A 17,206-nucleotide genomic window follows, 5' to 3' on the forward strand; every position below is an offset into this window, starting at 1 on the left:
TATGTTCGTCATGCGGACGACTGTTCTTTCAGCGAACATACTGACCCGCCGTCTGGAAGGTCAATGCAGGGAAATATCGCGAAATACACCTTCCGGCGGTCTACGCCGGGATTATGGGAAAGTGGGGCAATGACTGATCGGGGAGTCAGGCTGTCGCGGGCCCTGCTGATCGCCGGGTTCGTGCTCGCCTCGCTCAACCTGAGGCCCGCGCTGGCCGGGGTCTCGCCGGTGCTGAGCGAGATCATGGCCGACCTCGGGCTGAGCGCGGCCGGCGGCGGGGCGATCACCACGGTGATGGTGGTCTGCCTGGGGGTGCTGGCCCCGCTCGCCCCGCTGCTGGCCCGCCGGGTCGGGCTGGACCGCACGCTGCTGGCCGGGCTGCTGATCCTGGCGGCCGGGGTGGTGCTGCGTGCCGCCGGGAGCGTCCCGGCCCTCTACGCGGGGGCGGCCGTCGCCGGCACGGCCATCGCCATCATGAACGTGGTGATGCCCGGCGTCGTCAAGCAGCACTTCCCCACCCGCGTCGGCCTGTTCACCTCGGTCTACGTCTCCGGCCTCGTGCTGGGCGCCGCCGCCGCGTCCGGGCTGACGGTGCCGCTGGAGCGTGCCACCGGGTACGGCTGGCGCGAGGCGACCGCGACGGCCGCCGTCCCGGCCGTGGCGGCGGCCGTGCTCTGGCTGCCCCAGGCGCTGCGCTCCCCGGCGCGCCGGGGGAGCGCCCCCCGGTCCTTCCGCGCGGTGCTGGGCAGCCGGGTGACCTGGGCCGTCACCGCCTACATGGGCCTTCAGTCGCTGACCTTCTACATCATGCTCGCCTGGGTGCCCACGATCTTCCGGGACGCGGGACTCCCCGCCGACCAGGCGGGCTACATGCTCGGCCTGACCAACCTGGCGCAGATCGCCGCGACCCTCACGGTCCCGATCCTCGCGGGGCGGGCCCGGTCGCAGGTGCCGCACGTGACGGCCGCGACCGTGCTGACCATCGCGGGATACGTCGGCGTGCTGGCCGCCCCGGCGACCCTTCCCTGGCTGTGGATGACGGTGCTGGGCCTGGGGCAGGGCGCCTCGATCGCGCTCGCCCTGCTGATCATCACGCTGCGCGCCCCCGACCCCGCCTCGGTCACCGCGCTGTCGGCCGTCGCCCAGTCCGCCGGATACGTGCTGGCGGCGCTCGGCCCGTTCCTGATCGGGGTGCTCCGCCAGGGCTCGGGCGGCTGGACGCTGCCGCTGCTGGCCGGGCTCGGCGCGTGCGGGCTGCAACTGGTCGCCGGGTTCCTGGCCGGCCGCCCGGTGGCCGCCGGCACGGAGAAGGCACATTCCCCCGCCATCGCAAAATAGGACAAAAGTCGCCGAAAACTCCGGAGTGCGCTGCCCGTCGTGTCCAAGGCACCTGACGGTCGTGTCGAAGGCACCTGACGGTCACCTCCGGCCCCTACGGTCCTGCGCATGATCCGTAGGCTCCTGCCCGTGGCGCTGGCCGTCCTCGTGAGCGGTACCGTCACCGTTGTGCTGCACCAACCCGAACCCGCGACGGCCGACCGCCGTGGCGACGCGCCCATCGTCATCGGCCACCGGGGCGCCAGCGCGCACCGGCCCGAGCACACGCTGCTGTCCTACGAGGCCGCGATCGCGCTCGGCGCCGACTACATCGAGCCCGACCTGGTCTCCACCAAGGACCACGTGCTGGTCGCCAGGCACGAGAACGAGATCTCCGGCACCACCGACGTCGACAGCCGCCCCGAGTTCGCGGCGCGCCGCACCACCAAGACGATCGACGGGCGCCCGGTGACCGGGTGGTTCACCGAGGACTTCACCCTCGCCGAGCTGCGTACGCTCAGGGCCGAGGAGCGCGTCCCCGACCTGCGCCCGGACAACACCGTCTTCAACGGCCTCGCGCAGATCCCCACCTTCGAGGAGATCGTCCAGCTCGCGCAGCGCCACGGCGTCGGCGTCTATCCCGAGACCAAGCACCCCAGCTACTTCGACTCCATCGGCCTGTCCCTGGAGGAGCCGCTGCTGGAGACGCTCACCCGGTACGGCTGGAACGGGCGGCGCGACCCGGTCTTCATCCAGTCCTTCGAGACCGCCAACCTGCGCGAGCTCAGGGAGCGGACCCGGCTGCCGCTGATCCAGCTCATCACCGCCACCGGCGCGCCGTACGACTGGACGGCGGCCGGAGACCCGCGCACCTACGACACCATGGTCACCCCCGAGGGGCTGCGCGAGGTGGCGGGCTACGCCGACGGCATCGGCGTGGACACCCGGCGGATCGTCCCGGCCGGTCCCGACGGCCGCCTCCTGCCGCCCACCACGCTCGTCGCCGACGCCCACCGGGCCCGCCTGAAGGTCCACACCTGGACCGTCCGGAACGAGAACTCCCAGCTCCCGGTGGACTTCCGGCTCGGCGACCCGGCCAACCCCGCCTTCCCCCGCGCCACGGGCGACGTGATGGGCTGGCTGGAGAAGCTGTACAAGCTCGGGCTGGACGGCGTCTTCGCCGACGACCCCGGCGTGGCCCGGGCCGTCCGGGAGCGTCTCCTGTAGCACGGTGACCACGGCGATCCAGATGACCGGGCGACCCACGGACGGCCATCCGGATCGCCGGGCCGGCTACCGGTGACCTCCGGCGGCGCCTGGGCTGAGGCGGCCGCCGGAGGTCCGAGCGAGGTCCGCGGCCACCGCGCGGTGAGCGACGGTGAGCGGCGGAGACCTCAGGGTGGGGGGTGTCAGGCGACGGCGACCTCGTCCATGGGACGCAGCTCGTCGGCGTAGCTGACCGACACGCGGCGCATCACGCCGCTGTCGCTGATGGAGTACTGGCCCAGCCGCCACAGCGGCGGCGAGTAGGCGTGGATGGAGACGCTGCCGTCCACCGCGCCGGTCAGCCGGTGGATGTGGTCGGGGCCGAAGGAGAACGACTCGCCGGCCGAGACCACGGTCTCCAGGTGCTCGCCGCCGATGCGGGGGTTGCACTCCAGCAGCGTCCCGGCCACCACCCGGACCGCGCCGGAGGAGATGTCGTGGTCGTGCCAGCCGGTGTCGTCCTCCGGCCGCCAGCACAGCAGCCAGACGTCGACGTAGGCGTCCCGGTAGAGGGAGGCGTAGTGGCGGCCGCCCTCCTCGGGGAAGTCGACCTGCTCCTCCCAGCGGGAGGGGTCGGCGGCCAGTTCGTCGACCAGGTCGCGCAGCTCGCGCCGGTCGAGGGTGCGGGCGGGCAGCTCTCCGTAGCTCATCGCCGGCCTCCTGGGAGCGCACAGCGCTCACTGCCCTGGGACTGGTTCACGTTCACTTGCGCGACTCCTTCCGGTTCAGCAGGCGGTTGGGATTGGTGACCGCGACGGCGTGCCGGGCGGCATCGCCGAGCGCGGGGTCAGGGGCCCTGGCGTAGGGCTCGTCCGAGCCGTTGACCACGACGTCGATGCCGAGCTCGCGGACGATCGCGTCGATGGCGCGCGGGCCGTAGGAGGAGGTCTCCACGTACATGTCCGGGTCCACCTGGCCCCGTCCCTCGCCGGCCCGGTTGAGCAGCCGCTCGGAGTGGAGCGGGGCCAGCCCGGCCAGCAGCGCGAAGCAGACCCGCAGTCCGGGGTGGCGGTGGCGGCCGAAGGCGGAGAAGGCGTACCAGGAGGCGTGCATCTGCTGCACGTACGGCACGACGGCGGGCCACCAGCCGGGGCCCTCGGGCTCGGCGGCCGGTCCGGGGTGCACGAAGAGCGGCAGGTCGCGGGCGGCGAGCACGTCGAGCAGCGGGGCGACCCTGGCGAGGTCCGCGCCGGTCGCCACGGCCGTCGCCGGCAGCTGGAGCCCGGCCAGCCCCTGGTCGAGCGCCTTGGCGAGCCGGGACAGGTCGATCTCGCTGAGGCAGGTCGCGGCCCAGGCCCCGAACGGGGCCGGCAGGGCGAGGGCGTCCTCGTGGTAGGCGTCGATGATCGGCCAGGCGTCCTCGGGCGGCAGCGACTCGATGCCGAGCGGGCTGGACAGCGAGACCAGGGCCAGGTCGAGCCCGTCGTTCAGCGCCAGGCGCCTGGTGAGGTCGTGGTCGGCGGGATCGACCTCGTAGGCGGGTTCGCCGTCGAGGTGGAGGGTCCAGCCGTCGAGGCGCGGTGGGACCGTGCGGCGCCGGAGCGCGTCCACGAACGCGGGCGTCCACAGGTGCTGGTGCACGTCGACGGTCATTTCTCCCCCTCCTTTCGAGATATTCCCTACCTAGAATATAGGTAACCGCTCTGACCTTACTACGCATCCAGGTGACGCGTTTCAGTGAACCGTTTCAGTGAACCGTTTCACCTCTTGTGTGTCAATGCCCTAAAACGCCGTGATGTACGGAGAACGGCCCTCTCGGGAGGCTGGAGGCATAGGCTGGCCGGGTGCCCCAGCCCCGGAAACGAGCGACGATACGCGAGGTGGCGAAGGCCACCGGCCTCTCACCGGCCTCGGTCTCGTATGCCCTGCGAGGGATGCAGGTCTCGGAGGAGACCATCGAGCGGGTGCGCCGGGTCGCCGCCGAGCTCGGCTACGAGGCCGATCCCATCGCCCGCGCGCTGGCCAGTGGCCGGACCGGGATGATCGGCCTGCTCTGCGGCTCCCTTGAGGACCTCTGGCAGCAGGCCCTGGCGGTCGGCATCGGCCGGGCCCTGAAGGACAACGACCGCTACGCGCTGATCCTGGACGCCACCGGCGACCCCGTGCGGGAGCGCACGCTGGCCAGGCAGCTCCGTGACCAGCGGGTGGACGCCCTGATCGTGCAGCCGGTGGACCCGGCCGCGCCGCTCTGGTCCGAGCTGTGCGAGAGCCTGCCGGTGGTGTCGATCGGCGACTCGCTGGCCGGGGCGCGCACGGCGGGAGAGGTCGTGTTCGACAACCGCGCCGGTGTGACCCTGGCGCTGGAGCACATGCGCGACCGGGGCCACCGGCGTGTCGCCGTCCTCACCCCGACCCGGGCCAGCACCCCCGACCGCCCCGCCGACGTGCACGTCCTGGCCGAGGCGGGACGGCTGGGGCTGGACATCGAGGTGGTCACCGCGCCCCAGGCGCTGACCGCCGCCACGGACGTCGCCCGGCGGATGCTCGCCGACGGGCACCGGGCGTTCTTCTGCTTCGCCGACTCGATCGCCTACGGGGTGTACGCTGCGGCGGCCGAGCGGAACCTGCGGATCCCCGCCGAGGTGTCCGTGATGGGCTACGACGACCACCCGATGTCGGGACTGCTCAGCCCGGGACTGACCACGGTCGACTGGGACATCGACGGCATCGTCCGCGCGGCCGTCCGTCTGGTCGTGGCCGCCGCCGAGGGCAACACCCGCCGCCGCCGGATCGTCCAGGCCCCCGAGCTCCGCGAACGCGGCTCGGTGGGCTGACCCGCGCCCCACACCCGGGCCGCGCCTGCCCTGTGCCCGCGCGTGCCGTGCCGTGCCTGCCCGCGCACGGCCGCTAGGCGAGATCCGGCAGGAGCTCGCCCGGCGCCGGGGAGACCGGCAGCGGCCCGCCCAGCGACGGCCCGTCCGGCAGCGGGTCGCCCGGAGGCAGGCCACCCGGCGACCGGGACCCCGCCCGCGCGTGGGGCCCACACATGAGGCCGGGCAGCATCCCGCGCGCCGCGTCGAGGTCGGCGTCGAGGGGGCGGTCGGCCATCCGGGCGTCAAGGCCGACGTCGCAGGGCAGACCCCGCTGACGCAGCGCCCGGACCGCCGCGACCAGCTCGCAGGCCAGCACCGTTTCGAGCGGTTCGAGGGCGGACAGGGCCGAGCGCGCGGCCTGGGGGGTGAAGCTCGCGTGGTCCTCGGTCCCCAGGGAGAGCACGGCGGTGCCGAGGGTCACCGGGGAGGCGAGCTGGCGGAGCTCGGCCAGGGCCGAGTGGGCGACGTATTCGAGGATCATCACGCCGGACAGGCCGGGGCGCTCGGCCAGGAAGGGCAGCAGGCCGGTGTGGGCGGGGTCGGTCAGGGTGGCGAGCCGGGCGGCGCTCAGCGAGGCGGTCTGGACGACGGCGGCCCTGAGCGCGTCGAGGGCGAGCGCGACCTTGACGGAGTGGAAGTTGCCGTTGTGCCAGGCCCGGCCGTCGGCGATCAGCGGATTCTCCGGGGCGGCGTTGAGCTCCTCGGTGACGGCCCGCTCCGCGCGGTCGAGGGCGTCGAGGGCGGCGCCGTGGACCTGGGGGAGGGCGCGGTAGCCGTAGGGGTCCTGGACCCGGCGCGGGAGGGTGGCGCCGATCAGCTCGCGGAGCCCGGCCGCCACCGCCGCCTGGTCCGGCCTGCGCTGCACGGCCTGCGCGAGCGGTTCGAGCGAGGCGTCGATCGCCTGGAAGGAGTGGGCCGCGACCGCCGTCGTGGCGGTGAGGACGGCTCTCAGGCGGTGGCAGGCCAGGGCCGCGTCCGCGAGGGTCGCCGCGCCGGAGCTGATGAAGGGGAGGGCGTCGCTGGAGGCCAGCGCGTATCGGGGGCCGGGGCCGCCGCCGGTGCCGGGGGGCGGTGTCCAGGGGAGTTCGCCGAGGAGGCAGAGGGCGGTGGTGGCCAGCGCGGTGAGGTCGCCGGTGCCGATGGCGCCGTAGGTGCGGATCGGGGGGGTGAAACCCTGGTTGACGGCGGCGGCGAGAACGGGCAGCAGGCCGGGGTTGAGGCCGGAGCCGCCGGTGAGGAGCTGGTTGAGGCGGACCACGAGGGTGGCGCGGGCGCGCGCCTCCCCGATCAGCGGACCGGCGCCGCCGGCGTGGCTGCGGAGCAGGTCGAGACCGGCGGCCTCGACCGTGACGCCCTTGTTGGCCCCCACCCCGGTGGTCTGGCCGTACAGCGGCCCGCTGAGGGAGCGGGCCGTCTGCCAGGCGGTCTCGGCGCGGTCGGTGGAACCCAGCAGGATCCCGGAGCCGTGCGCGGCCCGGTGGACCTGCTCGCAGGTCAGGCGGGCGCCGTCGAGGACAACCGTCATCGGGTCAGTCGCCGAACACCAGGTCGAGCAGCCAGCTCACCACGCCGACGACGATCGCGCCCCAGAACGCGGCCCAGAACCCCTCCACGTGGAAGGGCAGGTTGGCCTGGGCGGCGATCCAGCTCGTGAGCAGCAGCAGGCCGGCGTTCACGACGAGGGCGAACAGGCCGAGGGTGAGGACGTAGAAGGCGCAGCCGAGGGTCTTGATGATCGGCTTGAGGACCGTGTTGATCACACCGAACAGGAGGGCGACCGCCAGGAGCGTCCCGATCTGCATGGTGGTGGTCTCGGTGGTCACCGTGATGCCGCTCACGAGTTTGGTGGCCACCCACAGGGCGGCCGCCACGGCCAGGATCTTGATGATGATTTTCACGTTTCGGCATCCTCGCATGGGTCGTCGGATGGGCGATAGATCCGCAGCATTAGATGCGGATATATCAGGACACTAGGCACTTTGAGGGCGCGGTGGGCGCCGGAACCGTGGCGGACCGGGCACGAGGGGATCCCGGACGGGCCCGGGGGGCCACGCGGACGCGGAGAGCCTCCTCCCGTGACTCCACGTAGTTGCGAGGTTAAAGGTTTCATAGGCGGCCCGTCGCTCCCCCGGCGGAGGGGAATGGCTCCCGGCGAGAGCATGTGCCGCCGAGGGAGGCCTCACCATGTCCAACGAAACATCCAGCGGCTCCGGGGCCGCCGGCCGTACGGCGTCGCGGGAGATCCGGCTCGCCTCGCGGCCCGAGGGCTGGCCGACGGAGGAGAACTTCGAGCTCGTGGAGGTGGGGGTCCCCGCCCCCGGTGAGGGGGAGGTCCTCGTCCGCAACCGCTTCATGAGCGTCGACCCGTACATGCGGGGACGGATGAACGACACCGAGTCCTACGTCCCGCCCTTCGAGCTCGGCAGGCCCCTCGACGGCGGCGCGGTGGGCGAGGTCGTCGAGTCGCGCGCCCCCGGCCTCGCCGCCGGCGACCTCGTCCTGCACGGGTACGGCTGGCGGGAGTACGCGCTCGTCCGCGCGGACCAGGCCCGCAAGATCGAGGAGATCCCCGGGATCCCCCTCTCGGCCTATCTCGGCGTGCTCGGCATGCCCGGTCTCACCGCCTATGTGGGACTGCTCGACATCGCCGCGTTCAAGGAGGGCGACGCGGTGTTCGTCTCCGGGGCGGCCGGGGCGGTGGGCAGCCTGGTCGGGCAGATCGCCCGGCTGAAGGGCGCCTCGCGGGTCGTGGGCAGCGCGGGATCGCAGGAGAAGATCGCCTACCTGACCGGGAAGCTCGGCTTCGACGCCGCCTTCAACTACAAGACGGCCCCCGTGCGGCGGCAGCTCGCCCAGGTGGCCCCCGACGGGATCGACGTCTATTTCGACAACGTCGGCGGTGAGCACCTGGAGGCGGCCCTCGACGCGCTCAGGACCTACGGCCGGGTCGCGATGTGCGGGGCGATCTCCGTCTACAACGCCGCCGGACCGGTTCCCGGCCCGAGCAACCTCTTCCTGGCCGTCGGCAAGCGGCTCACCCTCCGGGGTTTCATCGTGGGCGACCACTACGACCGCATGACCGACATGATCACGGAGGTGGGCGCCTGGCTCCGCGACGGTGAGATCACTTTCGAGGAGACCGTCGTCGACGGCCTGGAGAACTCCCCCAGGGCGTTCATCGACATGCTCGGCGGTGCCAACACCGGCAAGATGCTCGTCCGGTTGGCCCGGTGACCGTGCATAATCCTCACAATCTGGGGGCAGGAGGGGCGAGAGGAGGTGGGTTAGGTGGAAACGGACGAGCTTGAGGCGCTGTCGGCCCAGGAACTACATGATCGTGCGGTCCGATATGCCGTGCACCACGGGGACTTCGCCTTCCTGTGGGATCTGCTGAAGGTGATCCCGGCGGCCGAGGCGTCCGCCGGCAACGAGACCGAGACGGCCAACGACCTCAGCCGGGTCTCCGCCCTGCTCAGCGATGCCATGGCGTCGGGTGAGGGCCGGCTCGGCGAGGCGCTGCGTCCGTTCTACATCGACTACCTCTCCAAACATCCCGAGGCGTAGCCGGCCGTGGCTCCGGCCGTTCCGGTCCCCGGCCGCTTCGGTAGGGTGACCGGCAAGGTTACGGGAGGAGCGGTCATGGCACAGGTGAGAGTCGAGCGGACCGAGGACGGGTTCGTGGCCCGCAACGAGCGCGGTGCAGAGGTCGCCATGGGCGGCGGTGACGAGCAGGGGGTGTTCACCCCTGTCGAGCTGCTGCTCGCGGCGCTCGGCGGCTGCAACATCGTCACCGTGGAGCCGCTCACCGCCCAGCGCGGTCACCGGCTGGTCCGCCTGGCGATGACCGTCCAGGCGGAGAAGGTGGAGCCGACGCTGCTCGGGCCCATCACCGTCACCTACGACGTGGAGCTGCCGGAGGGCGACGACAAGGCCGATGAGGTCTTCCGCGCGGTGGCCCAGCGGGTGGAGGAGAAATACTGCACGGTGAGCCGGGCGCTGCGGGAGAAGAGCGAGATCCGGCTCGAACTCCCCGAGTGACCGCCGCGCCCGTGGGCGACCGGCAGGGCCCCGGGACGGCTGCCGTGCTCGGTGAACGGCCGCCTGTGTCCGGCGGATGACCGGAGGTCCCGCGGCGGCCGCCGCGCCCGGCCCGGGACCCCGGCGCTTGGTCTGGCAATACCGGGTCAACCCCGGCTGTAGGCCCAAAATCAACCCTTGGATGACGTCCTCGTTACATTTGGTTCTGTACTGTTGAAGCAGGTCAAGGGGTTCTGCGAAGCCCGGGGGGAGCATTGCAGAGACTTTTCACCGGATACAGGACGCGAGGGGGATCGCGTCCCTGAGCGGAGCCGCCGGAGTCTTGGGGGAGACGAAGGAGAGGCCCGCGAGGAGGCCGGGGCCGGACAGTTGGGGGACTGTCCGGCCCCGAGTCTTTGGGGGGTGGGGGCCGGACGGTTGGGGGACCGTCCGGCCCCTTTTCCGATCGCGGCGGGGGAGTCGCCCGGCCCCGCCCCCGCCAGGGGAGAGCGGGGATCCGTCCGATGTGCGCCACCGCCGGGGCTGCTGCTAGAGTTACCTCCGTTGCAAGCGCCGCTAGCTCAGTTGGTTAGAGCAGCTGACTCTTAATCAGCGGGTCCGGGGTTCGAGTCCCTGGCGGCGCACCACACAGTGAAGCCCAGGCCGATGACCATCGGCCTGGGCTTCACTGGTTCCAGGGGCGCCCGCTCACCCGCGCCGCCGTCGCCGGGCCACCGCTGTTGGGCCACCATCACCGGGCCGCCGTCGCCGGGCCACTGCTGCTGGACTCCCGCCGCTGGGCTCCCGTCTGATCGCCGTCACCGGCCGCCTCGGGCCGCTCAGCTCGCGCCGTCGCCGCCGCCGTGGTCTGCGGCGGTCGCGATACCGGCCCTTTGCGGGCCCTTTGCCCGCCCGCCGTACCGGGCCGGCCGTGGGTTCGGAAGCGACCTGATGGGGCGTGTGCGTCGTTTGTCGGTTATCGCGCTGGGGCAGAGCCCTTCCATGGGGATCGGGGGCGGCGTCGACGCCGTGGTGACGGCGCTCGTCTGGACCGCCGGCCCGGCGAGCGCGGCGGACATGGCGGCGGCGCGCCTGCAGATGGCCCTCTCGCTGGGCTGGCACATCATCCTGGCCTGCATGGGGGTCGGGATGCCCGTCCTGCTGCTGTCGGCCGAGTGGCGGGCGATCCGGACCGGCGACGGGGACTCCATGCGGCTGGCCCGGCGGTGGGCGAAGGCGACGGGGGTGCTGTTCGCGGTCGGGGCGGTCTCGGGGACGATCCTCAGCTTCGAGATGGGCCTGCTGTGGCCGGGGCTCATGGGGATCTACGGTGAGGTGATCGGCCTGCCCTTCGCGCTGGAGGGGATCGCCTTCTTCGTCGAGGCCATCTTCATCGGCGTCTACCTCTACGGCTGGGACCGGCTGCCGCCCGTGGCGCACCTGCTGAGCGGGGTGCCCGTGCTGGTCGCGGGGGTGGCCTCGGCGTTCTTCGTGGTGACCGCCAACGCGTGGATGAACCAGCCGGTCGGGTTCGTGATGGAGAACGGCCGGGTGACGGAGGTGTCCCCGTGGCGGGCGATGTTCAACCCGGCCACGCCGCCGCAGACGCTGCACATGATCGTGGCGGCGTTCATGGTCGCCGGGTCCGTCACCGCGGCGGTGTACGCGGTGGCGATGCTGCGCGGGCGGCGGGACCGCTACCACCGCCTGGGCTTCCTGATCCCCTTCACGATGACGGCCGTCTTCGCCCCGGTCCAGATCCTGCTGGGCGACTACGCGGCCAAGTTCCTGGCCGACTACCAGCCGGCCAAGCTCGCCGCGGCGGAGGGGCTCTTCCTGACCCGCTCGGGCGCGCCGCTCAGCCTGGGCGGTTTCGCCGTCGACGGCGAGCTGCGCTACGCGATCGAGATCCCCAACGGCCTGTCCCTGCTGGTGGGCTACAGTCCGCGCACCGTGGTCGAGGGGCTGGACCGGGTGCCGGTGGCCGACCGCCCACCGGTCACCGCCGTCCACCTGGCCTTCGACACGATGGTGGGGATCGGATTCTTCCTGCTCCTGCTGTCGGTCTGGTACGCCACGGCCTGGTGGCGGCGGCGCGACCTGCCCCGCTCCCGCTGGTTCCTGAGGCTCGCGGCCGTCTCCGGGGTGGCCGCCGTCGTCGCGGTGGAGGCCGGCTGGGTCGTGACGGAGGTCGGCCGGCAGCCGTGGACGGTGTACGGCAAGCTGCGCACCTTCGACGCCGTCAACCCGGTGCCCGGCCTGTGGGCCGGGGCCGTCGTCGTCACCCTGGTCTACGTGGTCCTCACCGTCGCCACCGTCTACGTCATGCGGCGCTTGGCACGCGCCCCACAGAAGTCGGCAGCCCCCCAGGAACCGGAGTGATCCGATGGACGCGGCGCAGATCCTGCTGGTCGTGATGTGGGTGGGGTTGACGCTCTACGCGCTGCTGGCCGGGGCCGACTTCGGCGGCGGCGTCTGGGACCTGGTGGCGGGGCGCAGTCGTGCCGGCATGCCGCAGCGGCGCCTCATCGAGCACTCCATCGGGCCGGTGTGGGAGGCCAACCACGTCTGGCTGATCTTCGTGATCGTCGTGCTGTGGACCGGTTTCCCGCCGGTGTTCGCGGCGGTGATGTCCACGCTCTACATCCCGCTGACGCTCGCGGCGCTCGGCATCATCGCCAGGGGAGCGGCCTTCGTCTTCCGCAAGGCCAGCACGGAGCTGTGGCAGCAGCGCCTGTTCGGCGCGGCCTTCGCGCTCTCCTCCGTCCTGACCCCCTTCTTCCTGGGCACGGTCGCCGGGGCGGTCGCCTCGGGACGCGTCCCCCCGGGGCTGGCGGCCGGGGATCTCGTGAGGAGCTGGCTGAACCCGACCTCGCTGCTCGGCGGGGTCCTCGCGGTCGGCGTCTGCGCCTATCTCGCCGCGGTGTATCTGTGCGACGACGCGGTGCGGGCCGACCTGCCCGCCTTGGCCGAGGGGTTCCGGCGCAGGGCGGTGGCCACGGGGCTCGGCGTCGGCGCCGTCGTGCTCGGCGGCATCGCCGTGGTGCGCTGGGACGCCCCCCGGCTGTTCGGCGGCCTCACCGGCCGGGCGCTGCCCCTCGTCGTCGCCGGCGCCGTGCTCGGCCTGCTCTCGCTGGCCCTGCTGTGGCGGCGGCGCTACCTGGCGGTCCGGGTCACCGCCGCGGCGGCCGTCGCGGCGGTGATGTGGGGCTGGCCCCTGGCGCAGTATCCCGTCATGCTCCCTCCCGCTCTCACCGTCGGCGAGGCCGCCGCGACCCCCGCCGTGCTCGGCGCCACGCTCGCCGTCCTGGCGGTGGGCGCGCTGTTGGTGGTGCCGTCCATGGCGTGGCTGTTCCTGCTGCAGCGGCGCTCGCCGTACGACCCGGGCGCGCACGGCTGACGCCCGCTCGGGCCGGCCTCCCGCGACAGAATTTTGATCATGGAGGGAGCGCTCCCTCACCAAGAGTGGCACCGGTGGGGGCGACGGCCGTTCCGGGCCGGTTGACCTCAATCAAAGTTGAGGTTGCAGAGTGGGGTCCGGCAATGACGAGCGGAGGAGTTTCCGATGAAGGCTGCTGCTTTTTCCGAGTTCGGCGGGCCCGAGGTGCTGCGGGTCATGGAGCTTGAGACCCCCGAGGCGGGTGCGGGGCAGGTCCGGGTGCGGGTCAAGGCGGCGGGCGTGCAACCGTTCGACGTCGCGGTGCGCCAGGGGTGGAGCCCGGCGGGGGTGACCGGGGGCCTGCCCCGGATCCCCGGCAACGAGTTCGCCGGGATCGTCGACCAGGTGGGCGAGGGGGTGAGCGGGGTCTCCGTCGGCGACGAGGTGCTGGGCTTCAACCTGCTGAACTCCTACGCCGAGTACGTCGTGGTCCCGGCCGAGAACGTCACGGCCAAGCCCGCGAACATGCCCTGGGAGGTGGCGGGCGGCTTCACCGCCGGCACCCAGACCGCCCACATCGCCCTGAGGCAGCTGGGGGTGGGGGAGGGGGACACGGTCCTGGTCCACGCCGCCGCCGGCTCGGTCGGCACCGCCGCGGTGCAGCTCGCCCGGCTGTGGGGGGCGCGGGTCATCGGCACCGCGCGCGAGGAGAACCACGACTACCTGCGCTCGCTCGGCGCGACCCCCGTCGCGTACGGCGACGGCCTGCTGGAGCGGGTGCGCGCCCTCGCCCCCGGCGGGGTGGACATGGTCCTGGACGGCGCGGGCGGTGCGGCGCTGGAGGTGTCGCTGCAGTTGGTGAAGGGCGAGCGCGTCGTCACGCTGGTCGAGCACGAGAGGGCGGGGGAGCTGGGGGTCCAGCTGACCCAGGGGGTGCGGCTGGCCTCCCGTCTCGCCGAGCTCGCCGACCTCTACGCCGACGGCAGGCTCACCTTCCACGTCCGCCGGACCTACCCGCTGGACCGGGCCGCCGACGCCCACCGCGAGGTCGAGACCGGCCACGGCCGGGGCAAGGTCGTCCTCGCCGTCGGCTGAGCGAACTTCAGATCATCTCCGCGTTTAACCGAGAGAAGTGTGGTGACACGCACACAACAAGTGACGTTTCCCATGTAAAGTCCGTTTTGAGGACCGTATGGCGGGGGGAGCCATCGTGAGAAAACTCATGCATGCGGCGGCACTGTTCATCGTCGCCACCTCTGGGATCATCGCGACGGGGGCGTCTGCGCAGGCGCGGGATGGCAGCACGCCGGTTGGCCCGGACCAGTACCAGGCGCTGATGGACCAGTGCCGGTACGCCGACTCGGCGCGGCTGCAGAGCGAGTGCCGCTCGGCGGTCGAGCGCAACTACCGGATCGGGCGGGAGAACTCCGACCTCGACTGCCGGACCTACTCGGGGGTCACGGTCTGCGGGGAGCTGTCGCTCAGCAAGAGAGAGGCCGCGTGCGTCCAGCACTCGGTGGAGGCGGGGCTGACGGAGCGTCGATCCGAAGTCGAGTGCTACGCGTTCTACTGACCCCGCCCCGACGGCCCCGCCCCGTCCCGAGCCGGGAGGGCGGGGCCGCGGCGCGGGAATCGTCCTTCGGATGTGCCGCAACCTATGGCATCGGGGACCGAATTCTTAGTAAGGTTTCTTGTTAATAACGTGCTATCCGTCGGCCGTTGGACATGTCCCACCTCCATCCCCCTGTAGGAGGAGTCCACGTGCATCTGCGACACAAGGCGGCCACCGCGGCCGCCGCGCTCACTGTTGGATCTCTGCTCGCCCTGCTGCCGTCCGCCCCGGCGGTCGCGCACGGATCGATGTCGAACCCGCCCAGCCGCGCCTACGTCTGCAAGACGGAGGGGCCGGAGACCCCCAAGTCGGAGGCGTGCAAGGCGGCCGTCGCGGCCGGTGGCACCCAGGCGTTCTACGACTGGCACGAAGTCTCCCGGCTTGAGGCCGGCGGCAACCACCGTGCGATCATCCCGGACGGCAAGCTGTGCAGCGCCGGGCGTGACAAATATCGCGGGCTCGACCTCGCCAGGGCCGACTGGCCCGCCACCCGGGTCTCCCCGGGGCCGCTGACGATCACCTACCACGCGACCGCGCCCCACGCCAACAGCAACTTCGAGTTCTACATCACCAAGCAGAGCTGGGACCCGACCCAGCCGCTGCGCTGGGCGGACCTGGAGCCCATCAAGACGTTCAACAACCAGAACCCCAGCACGTTCACGAACTGGACGATCAACCTCCCGCAGCGCAGCGGCCGCCAGCTCGTCTACTCGATCTGGCAGCGCGTGGTGGGCAGCACCGAAGCCTTCTACACCTGCTCCGACGTGGACTTCGGCGGCGGCGCCACCCCGACGCCGACCCCCACGCCGACCGTGACCCCGACACCGACCCCGACCCCGACCCCCACGCCGACCCCGACCCCGACCCCCACGCCGACCTCGACCCAGTCGGGCGGCGCCTGGAGCGCGGGCACGGCCTACACGGCGGGCACGCGGGTGACCTACGGCGGCCTGACCTACCAGTGCCTGCAGCCGCACACCGCGCTGCCGGGCTGGGAGCCGCCGAACGTCCCCTCGCTGTGGCAGCGCGTCTGATCCAGACCGGCCGGGGCGGCCACGACCGCCCTGGCCCCACCCCGGAGAGGAGTCCACGATGAAGCGCACCGCCCTCGCCGCCCTCGCCGTCCTGGGGGGCCTCCTGCTCGCCGGCTGCGGTGCCCACAGCATCCAGGAGCTCCGCGGTGACGCCCCCGCCGGGCACGGCGGGGCCTCCGCCGGGCACGGCGGGGCACACGCGGGGCACGGCGCCGCCCGCACCCCGGGCGGGACCGCCGTCGCGGGCAAGGACTTCAACCCCGCCGACGTGATGTTCCTGCAGATGATGACGGCCCACAACGGCCAGGGCGTGGAGCTGGTCCGGCTGGCGCCGGTGCGGACCACCCGTCAGGAGGTCAGGACGCTGGCGGCGGCGATCGCCACGACCCAGGAGGTGGAGGCCGCGTCGATGGCCGAACAGCTGATCGACTGGGGCCGGCCCATCGGCGCGGAGCCCGGCGAGCACGCCGCCCACGGAGGCATGCCGGGGGTGAGCAAGGCGGAGATCGCCGCGGTCGCCGGAGCGGCCCCGGCCGACTTCGAGAAGAAGTTCCTCAACATGCTGATCGCCCAGCAGGACGACGCCGTCCAGATGGCCAGGATGGAGGTGAGCACCGGCCTGAACGCCGAGGTCAAGGCGCTGGCGGCGCGGATCGACGCCTCGCGCACGGCGCAGATCAAGCAGATCCTGGCGCTGCTGGGCCAGTGATCGGACCGCGGGTCCGATGATCGATTTGTCCGCACGCTCTCCGGTATGGAATATTTCCTACCTAGTGTAAAGGAAATAGGGGAGAGTCATGCGTAAGTTGTTCGGGGTCGTGGCAGGCCTGATCCTGGCCGGTAGCCTCGCCGCCTGCGGTGGATCCTCGACCGACACGGCCGAGCCCGCCGCCGCACCCAAGGCCGACGCCCCGCTCAAGGTCGGGGTGAACCCCGTGCCCCATGGCGAGGTGCTCAAATACGTCAAGGACAACCTCGCGGCCAAGGCCGGGCTGAACCTGGAGATCGTCGAGTTCACCGACTACGTCCAGCCCAACACCCAGCTCGACGAGGGCAACCTGGACGCCAACTACTTCCAGCACATCCCGTACCTGGAGGAGTTCTCCAAGGGCAAGGACATCAAGCTGAGCTGGGTCGCCCCGGTGCACATCGAGCCGCTCGGCCTCTACTCCAAGAAGATCAAGAACGTCGCCGAGCTCGCCCAGGGCGCCTCGGTGGCCCTGCCGAACGACACCAGCAACCTGGGCCGCTCGCTCAAGCTCCTGGCCGACAACGGGGTGATCACCCTCAAGGAGGGCGTCGGCGTCAAGGCCACCGAGCGCGACGTGGCCGACAACCCCAAGGGCCTGCAGTTCAAGCCCCTGGAGGCGGCCCAGCTTCCCCGCTCCCTGGAGGACGTGGACGCCGCGATCATCAACGGCAACTACGCCCTGGAGGGCGGCCTGCAGCCGGCGACCGACTCCCTGATCCTGGAGAAGGGTGAGGGCAACCCCTACGCCAACGGCCTGGTGACCGTGCCGGCCAAGGTGGACGACCCCCGCGTCAAGAAGCTCGCGGAGATCCTCCAGGGTCCGGAGGTCAAGAAGTTCATCGAGGACAAGTACAAGGGAGCGGTCCTGCCCGCCGGCCAGTGACCTCGCCGTCCCGCCGCCGCACCGAAAGGCAGGTGCATGCGCATGAGCTGGACAGCGCGCGCCGAGGTGCTCGCCGACACCACGAGCATCGGCGCCGAAGGGGCGATGATGTGCGGCCGGTGCCGGGCGACCGG

At 72.0% G+C, this 17,206-nt stretch carries 17 protein-coding genes and 1 tRNA gene; 14 read left to right on the forward strand and 4 right to left on the reverse strand.

Features of this window, described 5'->3' with window-relative positions; all coding sequences use genetic code 11:
• Nucleotides 1-129: 129 nt before the first annotated feature.
• Together ACWDS7_RS22820 and ACWDS7_RS22825 are read left to right on the forward strand one after the other, a co-directional pair.
• Nucleotides 130-1,338 carry a CynX/NimT family MFS transporter gene (locus ACWDS7_RS22820; RefSeq protein WP_451930902.1) on the forward strand — a complete coding sequence of 403 codons (1,209 nt, stop codon included), beginning with the start codon at nt 130-132 and terminating at the stop codon, nt 1,336-1,338.
• A 108-nt stretch (nt 1,339-1,446) separates the two neighbouring features.
• Nucleotides 1,447-2,544, forward strand: coding sequence for a glycerophosphodiester phosphodiesterase (locus tag ACWDS7_RS22825; RefSeq protein WP_306865288.1), 1,098 nt, complete (start codon nt 1,447-1,449; stop codon nt 2,542-2,544).
• Between the two features lie 182 nt (nt 2,545-2,726).
• Here ACWDS7_RS22825 and ACWDS7_RS22830 read toward each other — a convergent pair whose 3' ends face one another.
• Both ACWDS7_RS22830 and ACWDS7_RS22835 read right to left on the reverse strand, forming a co-directional pair.
• Complete coding sequence (locus ACWDS7_RS22830) at nt 2,727-3,233, reverse strand: cysteine dioxygenase (RefSeq protein WP_306865289.1); 507 nt, start codon at nt 3,231-3,233, stop codon at nt 2,727-2,729.
• Nucleotides 3,234-3,285: 52 nt separating this feature from the next.
• Nucleotides 3,286-4,176, reverse strand: coding sequence for an amidohydrolase family protein (locus ACWDS7_RS22835; protein ID WP_451930903.1), 891 nt, complete (start codon nt 4,174-4,176; stop codon nt 3,286-3,288).
• A gap of 227 nt (nt 4,177-4,403) precedes the next feature.
• Here ACWDS7_RS22835 and ACWDS7_RS22840 point away from each other — a divergent pair, with 227 nt between their 5' ends.
• Entirely contained in the window at nt 4,404-5,357 is a 954-nt protein-coding gene (locus ACWDS7_RS22840; protein WP_451930904.1) for a LacI family DNA-binding transcriptional regulator, read from the forward strand.
• Nucleotides 5,358-5,430: 73 nt separating this feature from the next.
• Here ACWDS7_RS22840 and ACWDS7_RS22845 read toward each other — a convergent pair whose 3' ends face one another.
• Both ACWDS7_RS22845 and ACWDS7_RS22850 read right to left on the reverse strand, forming a co-directional pair.
• The gene (locus ACWDS7_RS22845; protein ID WP_451930905.1) at nt 5,431-6,921 is read right to left on the reverse strand and encodes an aromatic amino acid lyase; all 1,491 of its coding nucleotides are present in this window, start codon (nt 6,919-6,921) and stop codon (nt 5,431-5,433) included.
• Between the two features lie 4 nt (nt 6,922-6,925).
• Nucleotides 6,926-7,294: a phage holin family protein gene (locus ACWDS7_RS22850; RefSeq protein ID WP_306865301.1), complete on the reverse strand. Its 369-nt coding sequence runs from the start codon at nt 7,292-7,294 to the stop codon at nt 6,926-6,928.
• Nucleotides 7,295-7,580: 286 nt separating this feature from the next.
• Here ACWDS7_RS22850 and ACWDS7_RS22855 point away from each other — a divergent pair, with 286 nt between their 5' ends.
• From ACWDS7_RS22855 to ACWDS7_RS22905, 11 genes are all read left to right on the forward strand, one after another.
• Entirely contained in the window at nt 7,581-8,630 is a 1,050-nt protein-coding gene (locus ACWDS7_RS22855; protein ID WP_451930906.1) for an NADP-dependent oxidoreductase, read from the forward strand.
• Between the two features lie 54 nt (nt 8,631-8,684).
• On the forward strand, nt 8,685-8,960 hold the full coding sequence (locus ACWDS7_RS22860) for a hypothetical protein (protein ID WP_451930907.1): 276 nt from the start codon (nt 8,685-8,687) through the stop codon (nt 8,958-8,960).
• A 75-nt stretch (nt 8,961-9,035) separates the two neighbouring features.
• Nucleotides 9,036-9,434 (forward strand): OsmC family protein, encoded by a 399-nt coding sequence (locus ACWDS7_RS22865; RefSeq protein WP_306865308.1) that lies wholly within the window; start codon nt 9,036-9,038, stop codon nt 9,432-9,434.
• A gap of 549 nt (nt 9,435-9,983) precedes the next feature.
• Nucleotides 9,984-10,060: transfer RNA gene (locus tag ACWDS7_RS22870), tRNA-Lys, on the forward strand.
• Between the two features lie 355 nt (nt 10,061-10,415).
• The gene (locus ACWDS7_RS22875) at nt 10,416-11,795 is read left to right on the forward strand and encodes a cytochrome ubiquinol oxidase subunit I (protein ID WP_451930908.1); all 1,380 of its coding nucleotides are present in this window, start codon (nt 10,416-10,418) and stop codon (nt 11,793-11,795) included.
• A gap of 4 nt (nt 11,796-11,799) precedes the next feature.
• Entirely contained in the window at nt 11,800-12,813 is a 1,014-nt protein-coding gene (locus ACWDS7_RS22880; protein WP_306865312.1) for a cytochrome d ubiquinol oxidase subunit II, read from the forward strand.
• A 165-nt stretch (nt 12,814-12,978) separates the two neighbouring features.
• Complete coding sequence (locus ACWDS7_RS22885) at nt 12,979-13,887, forward strand: NADP-dependent oxidoreductase (protein ID WP_451930909.1); 909 nt, start codon at nt 12,979-12,981, stop codon at nt 13,885-13,887.
• Nucleotides 13,888-14,002: 115 nt separating this feature from the next.
• Nucleotides 14,003-14,365 carry a hypothetical protein gene (locus tag ACWDS7_RS22890; protein ID WP_451930910.1) on the forward strand — a complete coding sequence of 121 codons (363 nt, stop codon included), beginning with the start codon at nt 14,003-14,005 and terminating at the stop codon, nt 14,363-14,365.
• 188 nt (nt 14,366-14,553) lie between these two features.
• A complete protein-coding gene (locus tag ACWDS7_RS22895; protein WP_451930911.1) occupies nt 14,554-15,438 on the forward strand; it encodes a lytic polysaccharide monooxygenase auxiliary activity family 9 protein in 885 nt (294 codons plus the stop codon).
• A gap of 58 nt (nt 15,439-15,496) precedes the next feature.
• Complete coding sequence (locus tag ACWDS7_RS22900) at nt 15,497-16,147, forward strand: DUF305 domain-containing protein (RefSeq protein WP_451930912.1); 651 nt, start codon at nt 15,497-15,499, stop codon at nt 16,145-16,147.
• An 88-nt stretch (nt 16,148-16,235) separates the two neighbouring features.
• Nucleotides 16,236-17,072 carry a MetQ/NlpA family ABC transporter substrate-binding protein gene (locus tag ACWDS7_RS22905; RefSeq protein ID WP_306865325.1) on the forward strand — a complete coding sequence of 279 codons (837 nt, stop codon included), beginning with the start codon at nt 16,236-16,238 and terminating at the stop codon, nt 17,070-17,072.
• The last annotated feature ends 134 nt before the right edge of the window (nt 17,073-17,206 follow it).

The organism is Streptosporangium sp. NPDC003464 (assembly GCF_053588315.1).

Coding starts and splice junctions, on each gene's coding strand:
- ACWDS7_RS22905 (WP_306865325.1), top strand. CDS start 16,236: ATGCGTAAGTTGTTCGGGGTCGTGGCAGGCCTGATCCTGGCCGGTAGC.
- ACWDS7_RS22900 (WP_451930912.1), top strand. CDS start 15,497: ATGAAGCGCACCGCCCTCGCCGCCCTCGCCGTCCTGGGGGGCCTCCTG.
- ACWDS7_RS22855 (WP_451930906.1), top strand. CDS start 7,581: ATGTCCAACGAAACATCCAGCGGCTCCGGGGCCGCCGGCCGTACGGCG.
- ACWDS7_RS22875 (WP_451930908.1), top strand. CDS start 10,416: ATGGGGATCGGGGGCGGCGTCGACGCCGTGGTGACGGCGCTCGTCTGG.
- ACWDS7_RS22865 (WP_306865308.1), top strand. CDS start 9,036: ATGGCACAGGTGAGAGTCGAGCGGACCGAGGACGGGTTCGTGGCCCGC.
- ACWDS7_RS22835 (WP_451930903.1), bottom strand. CDS start 4,176: ATGACCGTCGACGTGCACCAGCACCTGTGGACGCCCGCGTTCGTGGAC.
- ACWDS7_RS22830 (WP_306865289.1), bottom strand. CDS start 3,233: ATGAGCTACGGAGAGCTGCCCGCCCGCACCCTCGACCGGCGCGAGCTG.
- ACWDS7_RS22825 (WP_306865288.1), top strand. CDS start 1,447: ATGATCCGTAGGCTCCTGCCCGTGGCGCTGGCCGTCCTCGTGAGCGGT.
- ACWDS7_RS22820 (WP_451930902.1), top strand. CDS start 130: ATGACTGATCGGGGAGTCAGGCTGTCGCGGGCCCTGCTGATCGCCGGG.
- ACWDS7_RS22880 (WP_306865312.1), top strand. CDS start 11,800: ATGGACGCGGCGCAGATCCTGCTGGTCGTGATGTGGGTGGGGTTGACG.
- ACWDS7_RS22845 (WP_451930905.1), bottom strand. CDS start 6,921: ATGACGGTTGTCCTCGACGGCGCCCGCCTGACCTGCGAGCAGGTCCAC.
- ACWDS7_RS22885 (WP_451930909.1), top strand. CDS start 12,979: ATGAAGGCTGCTGCTTTTTCCGAGTTCGGCGGGCCCGAGGTGCTGCGG.